The organism is Actinoplanes sp. CA-252034, assembly GCF_050956125.1.
In the GTDB taxonomy this organism is placed as follows: Bacteria; Actinomycetota; Actinomycetes; order Mycobacteriales; family Micromonosporaceae; genus Actinoplanes.
The window spans coordinates 9,582,941-9,599,638 of sequence record NZ_CP191846.1; the positions used below are offsets into that span (position 1 = coordinate 9,582,941).

Below are 16,698 nucleotides of genomic sequence, written 5' to 3' on the forward strand. Positions count from 1 at the left end.
TCGGGGGAATCTAGCTGGAGACCTTCTGGCTGACGGAAGCCTTGCCGTCAGCGTCCACGGTTTCCTTGGTGCCGATACCGGCCAGGGCGAACGCGCCGCCCCCGCCGGCCCCGGAGGCCGGGGTGAAGTCGTAGCCGGTCTCGCCGTGCGCCGAGATGTCGATGCCGCCGACCTCGGACTCGTCGCTGACCCGGCCCAGCTTGACGGCCTTGAGGATCAGGGCCAGGACCGCGGCGACCGCGAAGGAGTAGACGGTGACCAGGGCACTCGCCTCGAACTGGCGCAGGAGCTGGGTGGCCCCACCGCCGTAGAAGAGGCCGTTGCTGGCGTTGAGGATCTTCTCGTCGGTGATGCCGGCGTTGACCGAGTCGGTGGCGAAGAAGCCGATCGCCAGGGAGCCGATCCAGCCGCCGACGAAGTGGACGCCGACCACGTCGAGCGAGTCGTCGTAGCCCAGCTTGTACTTGAGGCCGACGGCCAGGGCGCAGACCACACCGGCGATGAGGCCGATGATGACGGCCGGCAGCGGCTCGACGAAACCACAGGCGGGGGTGATGGCGACCAGGCCGGCGACCGCACCGGAGGAGGCACCGACCAGGGTCGGCTTGCGGTCCCGGATCCACTCGACGGCAACCCAGCCGACGAGGGCGGCGCCGGTGGCGACCTGGGTGTTGATGAAGGCGATGACGGTGGTGCCGTCGACGGTCAGCTCGGAGCCGGCGTTGAAGCCGAACCAGCCGAACCACAGCAGGCCGGCGCCGAGGGCGACGAACGGCACGTTGTGCGGCCGCATGTTGTCCTTCGGCCAGCCGATCCGCTTGCCGAGGACCAGGACCAGCGCGAGAGCAGCGGCACCGGCGTTGATGTGGACCGCGGTACCACCGGCGAAGTCCAGCGCCCGGATCGTGGTGCCGATGAAGCCGCCACCCCACACCATGTGGGCGACCGGGATGTAGACCAGGGTGAACCAGCCGAGGGCGAAGAGCACCCAGCCGCCGAACTTCATGCGGTCCGAGATCGCGCCGCTGATCAGGGCGACCGTGATGATCGCGAACATCATCTGGAAGACCAGGAAGGCGTAGGTCGGGATGCCGGTGTTGGCCCCGAAGAACAGCCACTCCTCGGAGATCTTGGCCGCGTCAGCGCCGAGGTAGTCGAAGTTGCCGATGATGTTGTTGAGGCCGGAGCTCTCGTTGACCCCGAAGGCGAGGCTGAACCCGTACAGGACCCACAGGACGCTGATGAGCCCCAGACACGAGAAACTCATCATCATCATGTTCAGAACGCCCTTGGACCGGTTGAGGCCACCGTAGAACAGCGCCAGACCCGGTGTCATGAGCAAAACGAGCGCAGACGACAGGAGCAACCAAGCGGTATTGCCGGTGTTGATCTCCACGCTGCCTCCTCTCGGAATGAAGGTGTCCTCTCACACCGGACCTGGGGCAACGCCGCCTGTCGGCCGGTTCGGCGCGAAGCTTTCCGGCCTGCTGTTTCGAGCACGGTCGTCGCGCGATTTCCGAGACGTCACGCGTTGTTTCCGACGTGTGAAGAAAACCTCACAGTCCGCAGACAAGGTGGCTCTGAGCTGCCACGATATGGCCGCATTCGCCCCTATCGCGGGCCTTCAGCGGAGCGCATACTCCAGCGTGTGACGCTCGTAGTCGAGCAGGCGCAGGTCGCGCATCGGGCGACGCAGGTGGCCCTTGTGCACGATCCGGACGAACGCCGGGTCGCCGGCCGCCGCCATCCGCCGGATACCCTCGACGTGGTCGACGATCCTCTTGCGGATGGTCCGCACCAGCCGGTGCCGGTCGCGCGGGATCAGACCATACGCGTCAGCGAACAACCGCAGGCGGCGAGGCCGGTTCGGCCGCTTCCACCCGAGGGTGTAGGAGTCACGGTCGCTGAACAACGGCACCCAGGTCCACGCCGCGTAGGCCACGTCGTAGAGCCGTGAGCCCGGCGAAGCCAGGTCGAAATCGATCAGGGCGAGGGTGCCGTCCGGCCGCCAGACCACGTTGTGCGGGGCGGCGTCGTGGTGGCAGATCACCTCGGTGTCCGGCGGGGGCGGCCCGAACGAGCGCCAGACCGCGCCGGGCGGGGGACGAAACCATACTGAGCGTCGTGGAACATCCGCAGCATGGTGCCGACGGTGACCAGCGCCTCCTCGGTCACCCAGTGCGGGGCCAGCGGATACTCGCCGCACTCCCCGTCCAGGTAGGAGAGGACCTCACGGCCCTTCTCGTCCATGCCGAGAGCATGTGGCGAACCGGTGAAGCCGACCCGCTCCAGGTGGAGCAGGAGAGCGTGCACGGCGGGCGTCCAGGGCCCCGCGTTGCGCCGGACCGTGTCGCCGAGCCGGGAGACCGTAGAGACGTTTCCACCGTGCAGCGGTATCTCGCGCAGCGGCTCCTGCGTCACTCACGGCCTCCCAGGATTGATGGAAACACCCGCGAGCCTACGCGTCCCCGTCGACGAGGGCCTCGACGAAGGCCTTCGGCTCGAACGGGGCCAGATCGTCCGGGCCCTCGCCGAGCCCGACCAGCTTGACCGGGATCCCCAGTTTGCGCTGCACGGCGATGACGATGCCGCCCTTGGCCGTCCCGTCCAGCTTGGTGAGGACCACACCCGTGACATCCACCACCTCGGTGAACACGCGGGCCTGCTCCAGACCGTTCTGCCCGGTCGTCGCGTCGAGCACGAGCAGCGTCTCGTCGACCGGGCCGTGCTTCTCCACCACCCGCTTGACCTTGCCCAGCTCGTCCATCAGGCCCACCTTGTTCTGCAGGCGGCCGGCGGTGTCGATCAGCACCGTGTCCACGCCCGTGTCGATACCCCGCTTCACGGCGTCGAACGCCACGCTTGCCGGGTCTCCCCCTTCCGGGCCACGGACGGTCTCGGCGCCGACCCGCTCGCCCCAGGTCTGGATCTGGTCGGCCGCGGCGGCCCGGAACGTGTCGGCCGCACCGAACAGCACACTCCCCCCGTCACCGATCAGGACCCGGCCGATCTTGCCGCAGGTGGTGGTCTTGCCGGCCCCGTTGACGCCGACGACCAGGACCACTGCCGGCCGGCCGTCGTGCGGCGCGGTCCGCAGGCTGCGGTCCATACCCGGCTCCAGCGCCGCGACCAGCTCCTCGACCAACTGCTCGCGGACCTCGGCCACGGTCCGGGTGCCGAGGACCCGGACCCGCTCGCGCAGCCGCTCGACGATCACCTGGGTCGCCTCGATCCCGACGTCGGCGGTGATCAGGCTCTCCTCGATCTCCTCCCAGTCCTCCTCCTCGAGGTGGTCCCGGGAGAGGACGCTGAGCAGGCCGCGGCCGAGCGCGCTCTGCGACCGGGCCAGGCGGGCACGCAGCCGGACCAGGCGGCCGGCAGACGGCTCCGGCTTCTCCAGGAGAGGCTTCTCCTCGACCGCCGGCGGCGCCTCGACCACCGGCGCCTCCACCCCGACCGGGGGCGCCTGCTGCTCGATGAGCGGCGGGATCTCCTCCTCGACGGACGGCACGGTGGGCGCCGTGGGAGGCGGCGGAAGATCGCGGCGCCGCATCTTCGGCACCACGAGCCCGACCGCGCCCACGATCAGGACGACGAGCAGGATCACTGCGGCGACCACGTATTCCATGCCCGAATCCTGACAGATGCGTCGTCGGGCCGTGGCGCAGGCCGTGCACTGGCGGTTCCGGGGCGGATTGACGGAGGATGGGACGCCCCTGGAAACGGCGTGGAGGGATCCCCCAGATGCTGCAACACCCCGGCGCCGCCCGGTGACCGCTCAACTACTCATCGGACCCGTGCTGCGCAGAGTCGACGGCGACCGCGCGACCCTGTGGCTGGAGACCAGCGCGGCGGCACAGGTCCGGGTCGAGGTGGACGGCCCGGGCGCCGGTTCCGCCCGGACCTTCTCGGCGTACAACCATCACTACGCGATGGTCACGGTCGACGGTCTCGCCCCCGACTCGGCGAACCCGTACCGTCTGTTCCTCGACGACCGGCAGGTGTGGCCGGAGGCCGACTCGGAGTACCCGCCGCCGGTGATCCGCACCCGGTCCGCCGATGACGCCGCGCAGCCGGTCAGCCTGATCTTCGGCTCCTGCCGGAAGGGCACCCCGCAGGTAAGCGGGCGCTGGCTGCCGCCGGATGCCCTGGACGCGTTCTCCCGGCGGCTGATGACCGATCCGGAGACCCGCCCCGACCTTCTGGTCCTGCTCGGCGACCAGGTCTACGCCGACGAGACGTCGCCCAAGGTGCGGCGTTTCCTGCGTGCCCGCCGGCGCAACGGTCACCAGGGCCCGACCGACCAGGTGGTCGGCTTCGAGGAGTACACGAAGCTCTATCTGGAGTCGTGGCGCGACCCGGAGGTGCGCTGGCTCTTCTCCACCGTGCCGAGCGTGATGATCTTCGACGATCACGAGCTGATCGACGACTGGAACACGTCCGCGTCCTGGCGCGCCGACATGGCCGCCCAGCCGTGGTGGCGCGAGCGCATCTCCGCGGGCCTGGCCTCCTACTGGATCTACCAGCACCTGGGCAACCTGAGCCCGGACGAGCTGGCCGCCGACCCGCTGTTCCGGAAGGTGTCGGAGGCCGAGGACGCCACCGACCTCCTGCACGAGTTCGGGTTGCGGGTGGACGAGCCCGGGTCCGCGGAGAACACCGATGTGCCGTACCAGTGGAGTTTCGCCCTGGATCTGGGCCGGACCCGGCTGATCGTGCTGGACAACCGCTGCAACCGGGTGCTGACCCCGGGCGCCCGCTCGATGTTGCCGGCCGCCGAGTGGAACTGGTTCGTCAACCGGGCCCACGGTGACTACGACCATCTGGTGGTCGGCTCGTCGCTGCCGTGGCTGATGCCGCCCGCCATCCACTACCTGGAGGCGTGGAACGAGCGGATCTCCGAGTCGCACCGGCCTCGATCGGCGGCGTTCGGGGAGAAGGTGCGGCGGACCTTCGACCTGGAGCACTGGGCCGCGTTCGGCAAGTCGTTCGTGGCTCTGGGCGAGCTGTTCCGGCGGCTCGGCGAGGGCGGGCCGGAAGCGCCGGGTCACCGGGTGGGCGCCGGTGGGGCGTACCGTGCGCCGGCCTCGATCAGCGTGCTCTCCGGTGACGTTCATCACTCGTATGCGGCGCGCGCCGAGTTCGGTCACGCCATGGCGACCCCGGTCTACCAGTTGACCTGCTCGCCGATCCACAACGAGGTGCCGCTGCCGCTGCGGCCCCTGATGCGGGTGGCCTGGTGGCCGGGTGTGGTTCATGCGGTGCGCGCGCTGGCCCGGACCGTGTCGGTGCGCAAGCCGGCCCTGCGGTGGAAGAAGCTGGCCGGACCGTACTTCGGCAACGCGGTCGGCACCCTGCGGCTGGACGGCGCGGTCGCCAGCGCCCGCATCGAGGGCACCACCAAGGACGGCGCCCTGCACGACGTGGCCGCCGTCGACTACCACGCCTGACACGGGAACGGCCCCGGCGCGAGATCGCCGGGGCCGGGTCGTGATCAGTCAGGCCGGCAGGTCGAGGACCTTGCGCAGATAGGGCACGTGCTCCGGGCCCGCCCACCGGTATCCGGAAAGCCCCGCCGAACGCGCCCCACGGATCACCCGGTCGTCGTCGTCGACGAAGAGGGTGTGCTTGGGCAGGACCCGGAGCCGCTGGCAGGCCTGCACGAAATACTCGGGGGCGGGCTTGTGCACCTTCATCTCCCACGAGCTGAGGATCAGGTCGACCTCGTCCGTGAGACCGAGCGCGTCCAGGTCGGGGCGGAGCCGGTCGGTGGCGTTGGTGGCGATCGCGACCTTCCGGCCACCCGCACGCACCTCGCGGACGAAGGCGAGCACCTCGGGGTCGACCTCACCCCGGTAGGACTGCCACTCGGCGACCGCGGCGGCGGCCCGCCCGGCCTCCAGCGGCAGCCGCTCGGCGACCAGCCTCATCCACTCGGCGTCGGTGATCTCGCCGGCCATCGCGGGCCGGTAGATGTCCCACGACATCGCCGTCTCCAGCAGCGAGGCGGGCTTGAGGCCGTAACCGACCTCCACGGCGATCATCGGGGCCGGATCCCAGCGGCGCAGCACGCCGTCCAGGTCGATCATCAGGGCCTGGGCGCGGTCGCGCATGTCTTTCCCTACTCCTCCGAATGAGGGCGGCCTTCATTCCGCATTACGGGTGGCGGGCGAGGCGGTCGGATCGGAGACGAGGCGCTGGCTGATCACCTGGGTGACGCCGGCGCGCATCGTGACGCCGTACAGGGCGTCCGCGACCTCCATCGTCCGTTTCTGGTGCGTGATGATGAGCAGCTGGCTCTTCTCGCGCAACTGCTGGAAGAGGGTAATCAACCGGCCCAGGTTGACGTCGTCGAGGGCCGCCTCCACCTCGTCCATGATGTAGAAGGGTGAGGGACGGGCCCGGAAGATGGCACAGAGCATGGCCACCGCGGTCAGCGAGCGCTCACCACCGGAGAGCAGCGACAGCCGCTTGATCTTCTTGCCCGGTGGCCTGGCCTCCACGTCGACACCGGTGGTCAGCATGTCCTCCGGGTCGGTCAGGATCAGCCGGCCCTCACCACCGGGGAACAGCACCTGGAAGACCTGCTGGAACTCGCGCGCGGTGTCCTCGAACGCCGACGTGAAGACCTCCAGGATCCGGTCGTCGACGTCCTTGACCACGGTGAGCAGGTCCTTGCGGGTGGCCTTGAGGTCCTCGAGCTGGTCGGAGAGGAACTTGTAGCGCTCCTCCAGAGCCGCGAACTCCTCCAGGGCCAGCGGGTTGACCTTGCCGAGCAGGGTGAGGTCACGCTCCGCCTTGTTGGCCCGCTTCTCCTGGGTGGGCCGGTGGAACGGGCTCGGCTGCGGCTCCGGCTTGCCGTCCTTCTCGGCCTGGGCCACCTCGGCCTGGGTCGGCGGGACGAGCTGGTCCGGACCGTACTCGCTGATCAGGGTCTCGACGTCGAGTGAGAAGTCCTCGGCCGCCTTCGCCTCCAGCTGCTCGATGCGCATCCGCTGCTCGGCGCGGGCCATCTCGTCACGGTGCACCTCGCTGGTGAGCCGCTCCAACTCCGACACCAGGCGCTTGGCGTGTGCCCGTACCTCCTGGAGCTCGGCTTCCCGGCTCGTCCGCTCGCTGGCGATCCGGTCGCGGCGGTCGGCCGCGGCGGCCAGCGAGACGGCGACGTGCTCCAGGGCGGCGGCCGCGCCGTGCGCGACGGCGCGGGCGATCTCGGCGCCGCGGGCGCGTGCCGCCCGCCGCGCCGCGGCCCGTTCCCGGGCCTGTCGCTCCTGGTTGGCCTGACGCAACAGCGAGTCGGCGCGGCCCGCGATGGAGGAGACACGTTCCTCAGCGGTACGGACCGCGAGCCGCACCTCCATCTCGTTCTGCCGGGACTGGGGCACGAGGGCGGCGAGCCGGTCGCGTTCCTCGGTGGACGGCTCCTCGTCGAGCGGGGTGTCCTCGGCCAGGCGCAGCCGCTCCTCCAGCTCGGCGACCCGCATGAGATCGGCCTCGCGGGCGGCTTCGGCCTTCTGCCGGGAGGCGCCGAGCCGTTCGCTCTCCGCCCTGGCTGACCGTGCGGCGGCGCCCAGCTCGGCCAGTCGCCGGGCGGCCGCGTTGCGCTCGCCCTCGGCGGCCCGCTTGGCCTGCGCGGCGACCGCGACCGCCTGCTTGAGCTCGGCGACCTCGGCCCGCGCGGCGCCGAGTTGCTCCTTGACCTCGGCGATGGTCTGCTCGGCGACGGCCCGTCTCGCCTTGGCCTCGTCGACGGCCGCCTGAACCTCGATGTAGCTGGTCGCCTTGGCCGACCCGCCGGCCGCCGCATAGGCGCCGAGCAGGTCACCCTCGGGAGTGACCGCGCGCAGCTCGCTGTTCGCCGCGACCAGTGCGGCGGCCGCGGCCAGGTCGGGGACGAGCACCACGTCACGCAGAGCGCGGTTGACGGCGGGCCGGATCTGCTCCGGGCAGTCGACCACCTCGGGCACCCAGACGGCGCCCTCCGGCAGGTTCGGCCGCAGACTGGCGAGCGGGCCCTGCATGCCGGGCCCGGCGGATCCGGCGACCACCAGGTCGGCCCGTCCGGCGTCGGCGATCTTGAGGGTGCGCATCGCCTCGATCGCCTCGTCCACGCCGGCGAGCGCGACGGCGTCGGCCAGCCCGCCCAGCGCCGCGGCGAGGGCCACCTCGTGACCGGGGCGCACGCTCAGCATCGAGGCGAGGCTGCCGAGCAGACCCGGCACCTGACCGGCCCTGGCCAGCAACGCCCCGGCGCCGTCCTTGCGCTTGAGGCCCATCGCGAGGGCCTCCTCGCGGGCCTTCCAGCTGGCCGCGTCCTTCTCCGCGGCCCGCTCGGTGTCGCTCAGCTCACGGACCACGGCCGCGGCCCGGTCGTGGGCGGCCACCGCCTCGTCGTGCCGCGCGTCGAGGTCGGCGTTGTCCCGGTCGGCCTCGGTCGACTCGGCCGAGACCAGATCGACCTCGGCCTGTGCGGCCTCGGCCCGCATCAGCGCGTCCTCGTGGGCGATCGCCAGGCGCTCGATCTCCTCGGCACCGCTGGTGGTCCGGGCCCGGGCCGCGTTCACGTTGCCGGTGAGCTTGGCCAGGCCCTCGCGGCGGTCGGCGATCGCCTTGGCGGCGGCGCGCAACTCCCCCTCGGCGGCGGCCAGCTGGCGCTCCAGCTCCTGCCGGTGCTCGACCGCCTCGGCCAGGCGCATCTGGTCCTCGGTGAGGGCCTCGCGCAGCTCCTCCTCCTGCTCCCGGACCCGCTCGGCCTCGGCCTCCAGCATCTCCGGGTCGCGGCCGGGACGCTCGTCGTCGGGGGTGGCTGCCAGGTGCCGCAGCCGCTCGGTGGCCAGCTGCTCGGTCGACCGGAACCGCTCCTGCAGGGAGGACAGCTTGTACCAGGCGTCCTGGGCGGCCTGCAGCAGCGGCGCGTCCTCGGCGTGCGCGAGCTCGAGGTCGGCCAGCATCCGCTGGACCTCGCGGTTCTCCTCCTCGACCTGGCCGCGGCGGTCCCGCATCGCGGACTCGTCGGCGATCTCCCGGTCCAGGGTGGTGCGCAACGTGTGCAGGTCGTCGGCGAGCAGCCGGAGCCGGGAGTCACGCAGGTCGGACTGGATGCCGGCGGCCCGGCGGGCCACCTCGGCCTGCCGGCCGAGCGGCTTCAGCTGCCGCCTCAACTCGGTGGTCAGGTCGCCGAGGCGGTTCAGGTTGACACCCATGGCGTCCAGCTTGCGGATCGCCTTTTCCTTGCGTTTGCGATGCTTGAGTACGCCGGCCGCCTCCTCGATGAACGAGCGGCGGTCCTCGGGTTTCGCGTGCAGCATGGCGTCGAGACGGCCCTGCCCGACGATGATGTGCATCTCCCGGCCGATGCCGGAGTCGCTCAGCAGCTCCTGGATGTCGAGCAGCCGGCAGGAGTTGCCGTTGATCTCGTACTCGCTGGCGCCGTCCCGGAACATGCGGCGGGTGATCGACACCTCGGTGTAGTCGATCGGCAGGGCGCCGTCGTTGTTGTCGATCGTGAGCGTCACCTCGGCGCGGCCCAGGGGGGCGCGGCCGGACGTACCGGCGAAGATGACGTCCTCCATCTTGCCGCCGCGCAACGCCTTGGCGCCCTGCTCGCCTAGAACCCAGGCGATGGCGTCGACGACGTTGGACTTGCCGGAGCCGTTCGGCCCCACCACACAGGTGATGCCGGGCTCCAGCCGCAACGTGGTGGCGGAGGCGAAGGACTTGAAGCCCTTGACCGTCAGGCTCTTGAGGTGCACGGATCTCCGGAGGGTCGTCTGCGTTCGTCTGCTGGGTGGCAGGCTACCCGCCGATCGCCGCCGAGACGGGAATCACGTGGCGAGAAAAAAGCTGCGCGCCGCCACGGGAGTGGAGGCGCGCTTTTTCTCTGGTGCGTCTGTTCTACGAGGGGATGTGACGCCGGTTGGCTACCCCGCAGTACCGCCCGGCATCGAGAGCGGCTCAGGTCAGAGCGGGCTCGGTCAGTCGTGCGAACTCGTCTGCCTCCGCGGCGGCCGCCGCGAGGCGGTCGTTCTCCGCCTGGAGGCGGGTGACCTCGAACTCCAGGGACTGGACCCGGGAGCGCAGTCGGGTGACCTCGTCGAGGAGGCGCCGGTCGGGCGCCGCACCTACGTGGCCAAAGAGGGCCTTCGCCATCGTGACTCCTTGTGACGCGCTGCGTCGATTTTGTGTGGTGCGCTGTCTTTTGTCGCTGCCGGAAAAGCCGGCCAGCGTGGCGCCCTTTTCACGCACCCGAGCGGTTCAGTGCGCAGTGAACCTCATGCGAACCGACACACCACATGCTCACGGGCACGCGTGAGCGCAGAATCCCGCCAATGAAGCTGCGGGACACTTTATGGTGCAAGACCTCAAGCCACGGTTTAACCGAGGCATGAGTGGGCGCGACTGGCGACAACTCCATAGTCCGCCGATACCCATGCTCCGTCAAGCCGAGGCAGTGCCGGTTGCGCGCGTGAGACAAGTGAATCACGCCACCAAGGCGCCTCGGGACCACCACAGGGGTACCTCACCAGGTCTTATACATCTTTCGCGGGCATGTCGATCTCGTCAAGACCGGTCCGTTTTCGCAAGATCCGACGTACACGGGTCACCTCGTCCCGTTCCGTCCGGCAAGCAGGAGACCGGCGCCACACGGACGGTCTCCGGCGGGCGACAGCGGGTCACCGCGGGGCCGATCCGGTGGCGGCGGCGCGGGAGATCGACGAGCGGTCGGGGTACGGGCGGCGCCGGAGACCGACAGAGCGGGCCGCACGTCGTGGCCTTTCGGGCAAAAACGGGCAAACGTGGCTGACAAATTGGGTTAAAAGGGGCGTAATTGTGTCGCCTAGCCGACATGCTCCGGCAACTTCGGCGGGTTGCGTCGTTGCGTCCAGCGTGAATCCGACCCCGTCCCGCGAGCGCATCTGTCTGCTCACCGGCGGCGGGTACCCGTACCGGCGGGACGCCCTCGGAGGATGGTGCCGGACCCTCGTCGAGGGACTGCGCCGGTTCCGCTTCGAGTTGCTGACCGTCACGGACCGTGAACTACCGTCCGCACCCGCGTACCCGCTCCCGTTCAACGTCGGCTCCGCCCACGCCGCCGCGCTGGGCCGGGACCCGGCGCGAGCCGAACGCCGCCGCGGCCCCGTCCCCGACGGCGCCGCCGACGCCGCCACCCTGCTCTGCCGCGGCCTCCTCGGCGACGAGACGCCGGTCACCGACCTGTTCGCCGACGGCCTCCGGCAGATCACCGCGCTCTGCCCGCCCGGCGCCGACACCGACCCGCTGGCCACGATGCCGCTCACCGACGCCCTCCAGGAGGCCTGGCGGCAACGACAGGCGCACGCCACCGACGACTCACTGCCCCGGCTCAGCGTGCGCGACGCCCGGACCGCGGCCACACTGCTCCGCCACGCCATGCGGGCCCTCACCGTGCCCGTCCCCGAGGTCGAGCTGGTCCACTGCGTCGGCGGCACCACCCCGCTGCTCGCCGCGCTGGCCGGGCACTGGCGCACCGGGACGCCGCTGCTGCTCACCGAGGCCCGCGCCGCCGTACCCCGGCAGCGGCCCGCCGAGGACCGGCTCTCCCCGAGCGTGCGCGCCGTGCTCCGCCGGTTCCGTACCGCCGTGGCCCGCACCGGCTACACCGAGGCCGAGCTGATCGCGCCGCTGAGCACCTACCACCACAGCTGGGCCCTCGGCCACGGCGCCCAGCCGTCCCGGCTCGTCCAGGTGCCCGCCGGCGTCGACCCCCGCGAATACCCGGGCGTCGCCGAGGTCACCGAGACACCCACCGTCGTGTGGGCCGGTAGCGGCGGACCCGACAGCGGGCTCGCCCTCGTGCTCGAAGCGTTCACCGAGGTCGCCGCGGCCGTCCCCGGAGTGGTGCTGCATCTCGTCGGCGTCACCGCCGCCCACGAGGAGCACTGCGCCGAGCAGATCGAGCGGACCGGGCTCGGACGGGCCATACGGCTCCACCCACTGCCCGCCGACCCCCGCGACCGGTACACCGTCGGACAGGTCGTCGCCCACGTGCCCGGCCCCGCCGACCCGCCGTACCGGCTGGTCGAGGCCATGATGTCCGGCCGCGCCGTGGTCGGCGTCGACATCGGGCCGGCCGGCGAGACCCTCGGCGACACCGGGATCCTCGTCCCCTCCGGCGACCCGTCCGAGCTCGCCATCGCCGTCGTCGGCCTGCTCCGCGCCCCCGGGCGGCGGCGGGCTCTCGGCGACGCCGCCCGCCAGCGCGCCCTCGGGCACTTCACCGTCGACCGGGTCGTCCGGGTGTACGGCGCGCTCTACACCGACCTGGCCGCGCCACCCCCGGCGACGGCCTTCGAACTGGCGCTCACCGTTCCCGCGCCCCGGAACACCACGCCGGCGACCGTGCGCTGGCTCACTCGGGAGACCTCATGACGACCACGCCGCGTGGCACGGGCGGGACCGCCACCACACGTACCACCCGCAACCGCAACCGCCGGCGGCAGAACGCCGCCGGTGAGCCCCGGCACGCAGCGCCCGGGCAGCCCGAGCTCGCCCCGCCCCGGCGGCGAGGGGGACGGCATGCGGCCGAGGAGGCCGTGCCGGTGGACGGGGGCGCCGGGCTCGACCCAGAGACCCCGGATGATCCCGGATCGTCCGATTCCTCCGTTTCCTCAGGTTACTTCGGTTCCGATGTCGGGTTCCCGGCTCCGGTCTGGGATCCATGGGCCGCCGCTACGCGACCCGCCCAGCCGGCCGCCGCTACGCCACCCGCCCAGCCGGCCGCCGATTCGTGGGCCTCCGGCCCCCGGCCCGCCCAGCCGACGGGTGAAGCCGCCGATTCGTGGGCCTCCGGCACTCGGCCCGCCCAGTCGGGGAGTGGTGTCGCCGAGCTGCTCGGAGCTTCGGGGGGCGTGGAGCGCCGGAGCTTCTGGAGGACCACCGAGGACGCCGGGGCTTCGGGCGTCTGGGCTGGCCCCGCCGCCGACACCACGCCAGGGGGCTCCTGGGCCGGGACCGCCGCCGCTGACACCACGCCAGAGGGCTCCTGGGCCGGGACCGCCGACACCACGTCGGGGGGCTCCTGGGCCGATCACACCGGCACGTACACACTCCCGGACAGCGCCTGGACCGATCACACCGGCACGCACGACATGCCGGACAGGGCCTGGGCCGACCATACGGGCACGTACGTCCTCCCGGACAGGGCCTGGGCCGAACGCTCCGGGCCGGACCAGGGCTGGGCCGGGCCGGACCAGGGCTGGGCCGGGCCGGACCAGGGCTGGGCCGGGCCGGACCAGGGCTGGGCCGGGCCGGACCAGGGCTGGGCCGGGCCCGGCGGGACGGGAACGCGGGGGGAACGGGCCGGTGGGACCGCCGCCGGGGCCTGGATGGACAGCGCCGAGACCGGTGTCGGACCGGCGGTGGCCTGGGCCGACGGGTCCCGATTCGAGACCGGGACCGGGGACGACGACTTCGGCTGGGGTGGTGTCGGCCGGGCCAGTGGGTGGGCGGACACGACCGAGGGCGGGAGTGTCCAGGGCTTCTCCGACGCCTGGGACGGCGGGCCCGGGGGCGGGCGGCCCGGGGCGGCTGCTTCCGGGATCGGTGGTGCGGACGGGGACGTCGAGGGGCTGTGGCTCGCACTCGACGACAAGGACGACGCCGACGCCGGCCCGGGAGACGTGGATGCCTCTTGCGTCGAGAGTGAACGGCGTGGCCCGTACCGCAGGAGGGGTGGAAAGGACCACCGGAAAGCCGGACGGCGGCAGATCGGCCGCTGGTCACATGCGCGGCGCACGCGAAGCGCCTATCTGAACGTCGCGCTGGTCCGTTGTTGGCTCTACCTCGGCGCGCTGAGCGTCGCGATCGCGGCGGCCGAACCGCTCGGACGGGTCGCGTGGCCGGTCCCGGCCGTGATGGTGCTGCTCGGATGGACCGCCGCCCAGGGCCTGACCAGCGTGGGCATGACCGTCGCGCAGCGCGGTGGGCCGGCCGCCGCGGCCCGGACCGTCGGCGCCGGGTTCGCCGCGGTCATCGGCATCTGGTGCGCCCTCGTGTGGATCGCGCCCGACACCCTCCTCGGACCTGACCGGCTGCTCGCCGCCATCACCGGCGTCGGCGGGCTGGTCACCCTCGCCACCGTCACCGCGGCCCTGGTCACCCGGGCCGAAGCGGCGGTCGCCGGCTGGTACGTGCCGTGCTGGCTGCTCGCCGCCACCGCCATGGCCGACGCCGCCGGCGTCCCGGAAGCCGCCCTCGTGCCCGTCCAGACTCTGCTGCCCGCGGCGATGGTCGCGGTGGCGATCCGCGCGTTCCGGACCGCGCTGCTGCCCGCCTCGGCCCTCCGCGCCCCGCACCGCACGGCCGTCGCCCGAGACGAGCGCACAGCCCCCGCCGCTACCCGGGACCAGCGTCCGCTCGCCACCGCCGCCCGTGACCAGCGGACGATCCCCACCGTCGCCCGTGACCAGCGCGCGATCTCCGCCGGCTGGCGTGAGCAGCGTGCCGCAGCCGGTGGTGGGCGAGTTCCGCGGCTCACCGCCGGTGATCGGCGGCGCGCTTTCGCCTATCTGGTCATCGGTGCCGCCCAGGCGGTCTCGGTGGTCCTGCTGTGGCGCGGCGGGCCGGCCGTCATGCCGCTGCCCGCCGCTCTGCCGCTGCTGGTCGCGGTGCCGCTGCTGGAAGGGCTGATCGGCTGGCACACCGACCGGATCGATGCCGGGCTGGACGCCGCCGAGACGCCCGAGGAGTTCGACCGGCACGTACGCAACGTCACCGCCATCACCCTCGCCGGACTGCTCCCGCCGCTCGCCGCCGGATGTGGGCTGCTCGTGGCCGCCTACCGGCTGCCGTACGGGTTCTCCGTCGTGCCCGGCGCCAGGGAGGCGGTTCTCGCGCTCGCCGCCGCCACCCTGCTCGGCGGGGTGTTCGCGGTCACCTTCCTGCTCGCCGCCCGCACCCGGCACGGGATCGCCGCGACTCTCGCCGCCATCCCGCCGCTGGCGGCGACCGTGCTGGCGCTGTCCGCTCCACCGGCCGGGCTGCTGCCCGCCGCCGTGGCGGTACTCGCCGCGACCCACCTCGCCGGCCTGCTCATCGTCGCTCTGACCGCCGCCGATCTACGGAGGACGCCGTGAAAACCCTGTTCCCCCCGTACGCCCATCCGTCGCCCGAGCTGGAGCTGGACGCCGACACCTGGATCGTCCGTGAACAGCCCGGTGACCGCCGGACCCTCCACCAGTCCCTCGGCCGTATCGACCTCGACTGGGGCAGCCGTTCTCTCGCCGACGTCCTCGCCGACGTCGACGCCTGGCGCGCCGACGGTGTCGAAGGGCTGTTCCTCGACCGGGCGCCGGCCGGTTCCGGAGGTGTCGGGCCGGTCGCGCTGACCGTCCGGCTCGCCGCCCGGCGCGGCCTGCACCGGGTCGTTCTCAACCCCGGGGTGCCGACGCATCCGCTGTACCGGGATCTGGGTGTGCGGATCTGCACCTTCGAGGGGCCGTGGTCGGCCTATCAGAGCTGGGACGGTGACGGGGTGCGCCCGGGAGACGGCCACATCGTGTACGGGGTGCCCGCCCCGCTCCTCACCGCCGCCCGCCGGTTGATGGGCCGCCGGGGCGCCGGGTTCGGGCTGGCCACGGACGCCGGCCCCCGGGTGGGCGCGACCCCGGCCACCACGCCCGGCTAGCCGGCTCGTACCTAGCCGGCTCCTACTAGCCGGCTGTACTAATCGGCTCGTAGACCGGTGAGGCGTGTCACGGATCCAGCGGTGACGCGCCTCACCGGATCTCGCCCATCGGCGCGGGCGTCGCCGGGAGCCACGGGAGGGGTGGGCTGCGGTCGGGGACGGCCGACGGCGTACCGGCTCAGAGGGTCTTGCGGGGTTTGGGTTGGCAGCGGGGGCAGCTGAAACTGGACCGGTTCATGAACTGCTCGCGGCGGATTTCGGCGCCGCAACGGTGGCAGGGCTCGTTCTCGCGGCCGTAGGCGTTGAGGGACCGGTCGAAGTAGCCGCTCTCGCCGTTGACGTTGACATACAGCTCGTCGAAGCTGGTGCCGCCGGCGACGATGGCCTCGCCGAGGACGTCACGGACGTGGCCGAGCAGCCGGGCGACAGCCGGGCGGGTGAGCTGGTCGGTCGCGCGTGTGCCGTGCAGCTTGGCGCGCCACAGGGCCTCGTCGGCGTAGATGTTGCCGACGCCGGAGATCAGGGTCTGGTCGAGCAGCGCCCGTTTGACCTCGGTGTGGCGGCCGCGCATGCGGGCGTTGAACGCCTCGTCGTCGAAGAGCGGGTCCATCGGGTCGCGGGCGATGTGGGAGATCTCGTCGGGCAGCTCGGCGCCGCCCTCCGAGACCGACAGCCCGCCGAACGTGCGCTGGTCGACGAAGCGCAGCTGGGGACCGCCGTCGGTGAAGGTGAATCGGATCCGCAGGTGTTTCTCGTCCTCGGCTTCGGCGGGCTGCATCAGCAGCTGGCCGGACATGCCGAGGTGGCCGATGATCGCGTCGCCGGAGTCCAGCGGCAGCCACAGGTACTTGCCGCGGCGGGAGACGTCCAGGACGGTCCGTCCGGAGAGGACGGCCGCGAAGTGGGCGTCGCCGGGCAGGTGCCGGCGGATAGCGCGGGGATGCAGCACCTCGGCGGTGGCGATGGTGCGGCCGGTCACCCACTTGGCCAGGCCCACGCGAACGGTCTCGACCTCGGGGAGTTCAGGCACTTCA

At 72.0% G+C, this 16,698-nt stretch carries 11 protein-coding genes and 1 pseudogene; 4 read left to right on the forward strand and 8 right to left on the reverse strand.

The features are described from left to right. Positions 1 to 10: 10 nt before the first annotated feature. From ACQPZW_RS43245 to ftsY, 3 genes and pseudogenes are all read right to left on the reverse strand, one after another. On the reverse strand, positions 11 to 1,336 hold the full coding sequence (locus ACQPZW_RS43245; protein ID WP_433791811.1) for an ammonium transporter: 1,326 nt from the start codon (positions 1,334 to 1,336) through the stop codon (positions 11 to 13). 288 nt (positions 1,337 to 1,624) lie between these two features. Beyond that, a pseudogene (locus tag ACQPZW_RS43250) lies at positions 1,625 to 2,421 on the reverse strand (phosphotransferase). A 37-nt stretch (positions 2,422 to 2,458) separates the two neighbouring features. Then, positions 2,459 to 3,628, reverse strand: coding sequence for a signal recognition particle-docking protein FtsY (ftsY, locus tag ACQPZW_RS43255; protein ID WP_433791812.1), 1,170 nt, complete (start codon positions 3,626 to 3,628; stop codon positions 2,459 to 2,461). Positions 3,629 to 3,770: 142 nt separating this feature from the next. Here ftsY and ACQPZW_RS43260 point away from each other — a divergent pair, with 142 nt between their 5' ends. Further along, positions 3,771 to 5,450: an alkaline phosphatase D family protein gene (locus tag ACQPZW_RS43260; protein WP_433791813.1), complete on the forward strand. Its 1,680-nt coding sequence runs from the start codon at positions 3,771 to 3,773 to the stop codon at positions 5,448 to 5,450. Between the two features lie 48 nt (positions 5,451 to 5,498). Here the strand turns inward: ACQPZW_RS43260 and ACQPZW_RS43265 are convergent, their stop codons facing one another. The 3 genes from ACQPZW_RS43265 to ACQPZW_RS43275 form a co-directional block, all read right to left on the reverse strand. Next, positions 5,499 to 6,113: an HAD family hydrolase gene (locus tag ACQPZW_RS43265; RefSeq protein ID WP_433791814.1), complete on the reverse strand. Its 615-nt coding sequence runs from the start codon at positions 6,111 to 6,113 to the stop codon at positions 5,499 to 5,501. 33 nt (positions 6,114 to 6,146) lie between these two features. Further along, a complete protein-coding gene (smc, locus tag ACQPZW_RS43270) occupies positions 6,147 to 9,752 on the reverse strand; it encodes a chromosome segregation protein SMC (protein ID WP_433791815.1) in 3,606 nt (1,201 codons plus the stop codon). A gap of 202 nt (positions 9,753 to 9,954) precedes the next feature. Beyond that, positions 9,955 to 10,149 carry a hypothetical protein gene (locus ACQPZW_RS43275; RefSeq protein ID WP_043532705.1) on the reverse strand — a complete coding sequence of 65 codons (195 nt, stop codon included), beginning with the start codon at positions 10,147 to 10,149 and terminating at the stop codon, positions 9,955 to 9,957. Between the two features lie 738 nt (positions 10,150 to 10,887). Here ACQPZW_RS43275 and ACQPZW_RS43280 point away from each other — a divergent pair. Further along, a complete protein-coding gene (locus tag ACQPZW_RS43280; RefSeq protein WP_433791816.1) occupies positions 10,888 to 12,408 on the forward strand; it encodes a DUF3492 domain-containing protein in 1,521 nt (506 codons plus the stop codon). A 700-nt stretch (positions 12,409 to 13,108) separates the two neighbouring features. Here ACQPZW_RS43280 and ACQPZW_RS43285 read toward each other — a convergent pair. After that, positions 13,109 to 13,492 carry a hypothetical protein gene (locus ACQPZW_RS43285; RefSeq protein ID WP_433791817.1) on the reverse strand — a complete coding sequence of 128 codons (384 nt, stop codon included), beginning with the start codon at positions 13,490 to 13,492 and terminating at the stop codon, positions 13,109 to 13,111. Positions 13,493 to 13,892: 400 nt separating this feature from the next. Between ACQPZW_RS43285 and ACQPZW_RS43290 the strand changes: the two genes are divergently transcribed. After that, positions 13,893 to 15,113, forward strand: coding sequence for a hypothetical protein (locus tag ACQPZW_RS43290; protein WP_433797798.1), 1,221 nt, complete (start codon positions 13,893 to 13,895; stop codon positions 15,111 to 15,113). Further along, positions 15,110 to 15,664 (forward strand): spherulation-specific family 4 protein, encoded by a 555-nt coding sequence (locus ACQPZW_RS43295; RefSeq protein ID WP_433791818.1) that lies wholly within the window; start codon positions 15,110 to 15,112, stop codon positions 15,662 to 15,664. The genes ACQPZW_RS43290 and ACQPZW_RS43295 overlap by 4 nt, the downstream gene beginning before the upstream one ends. Before the next feature lie 178 nt (positions 15,665 to 15,842). On the opposite strand, the gene mutM is transcribed toward ACQPZW_RS43295, so the two are convergent. Then, on the reverse strand, positions 15,843 to 16,694 hold the full coding sequence (gene mutM / locus ACQPZW_RS43300) for a bifunctional DNA-formamidopyrimidine glycosylase/DNA-(apurinic or apyrimidinic site) lyase (RefSeq protein ID WP_433791819.1): 852 nt from the start codon (positions 16,692 to 16,694) through the stop codon (positions 15,843 to 15,845). Positions 16,695 to 16,698 lie beyond the last annotated feature (4 nt).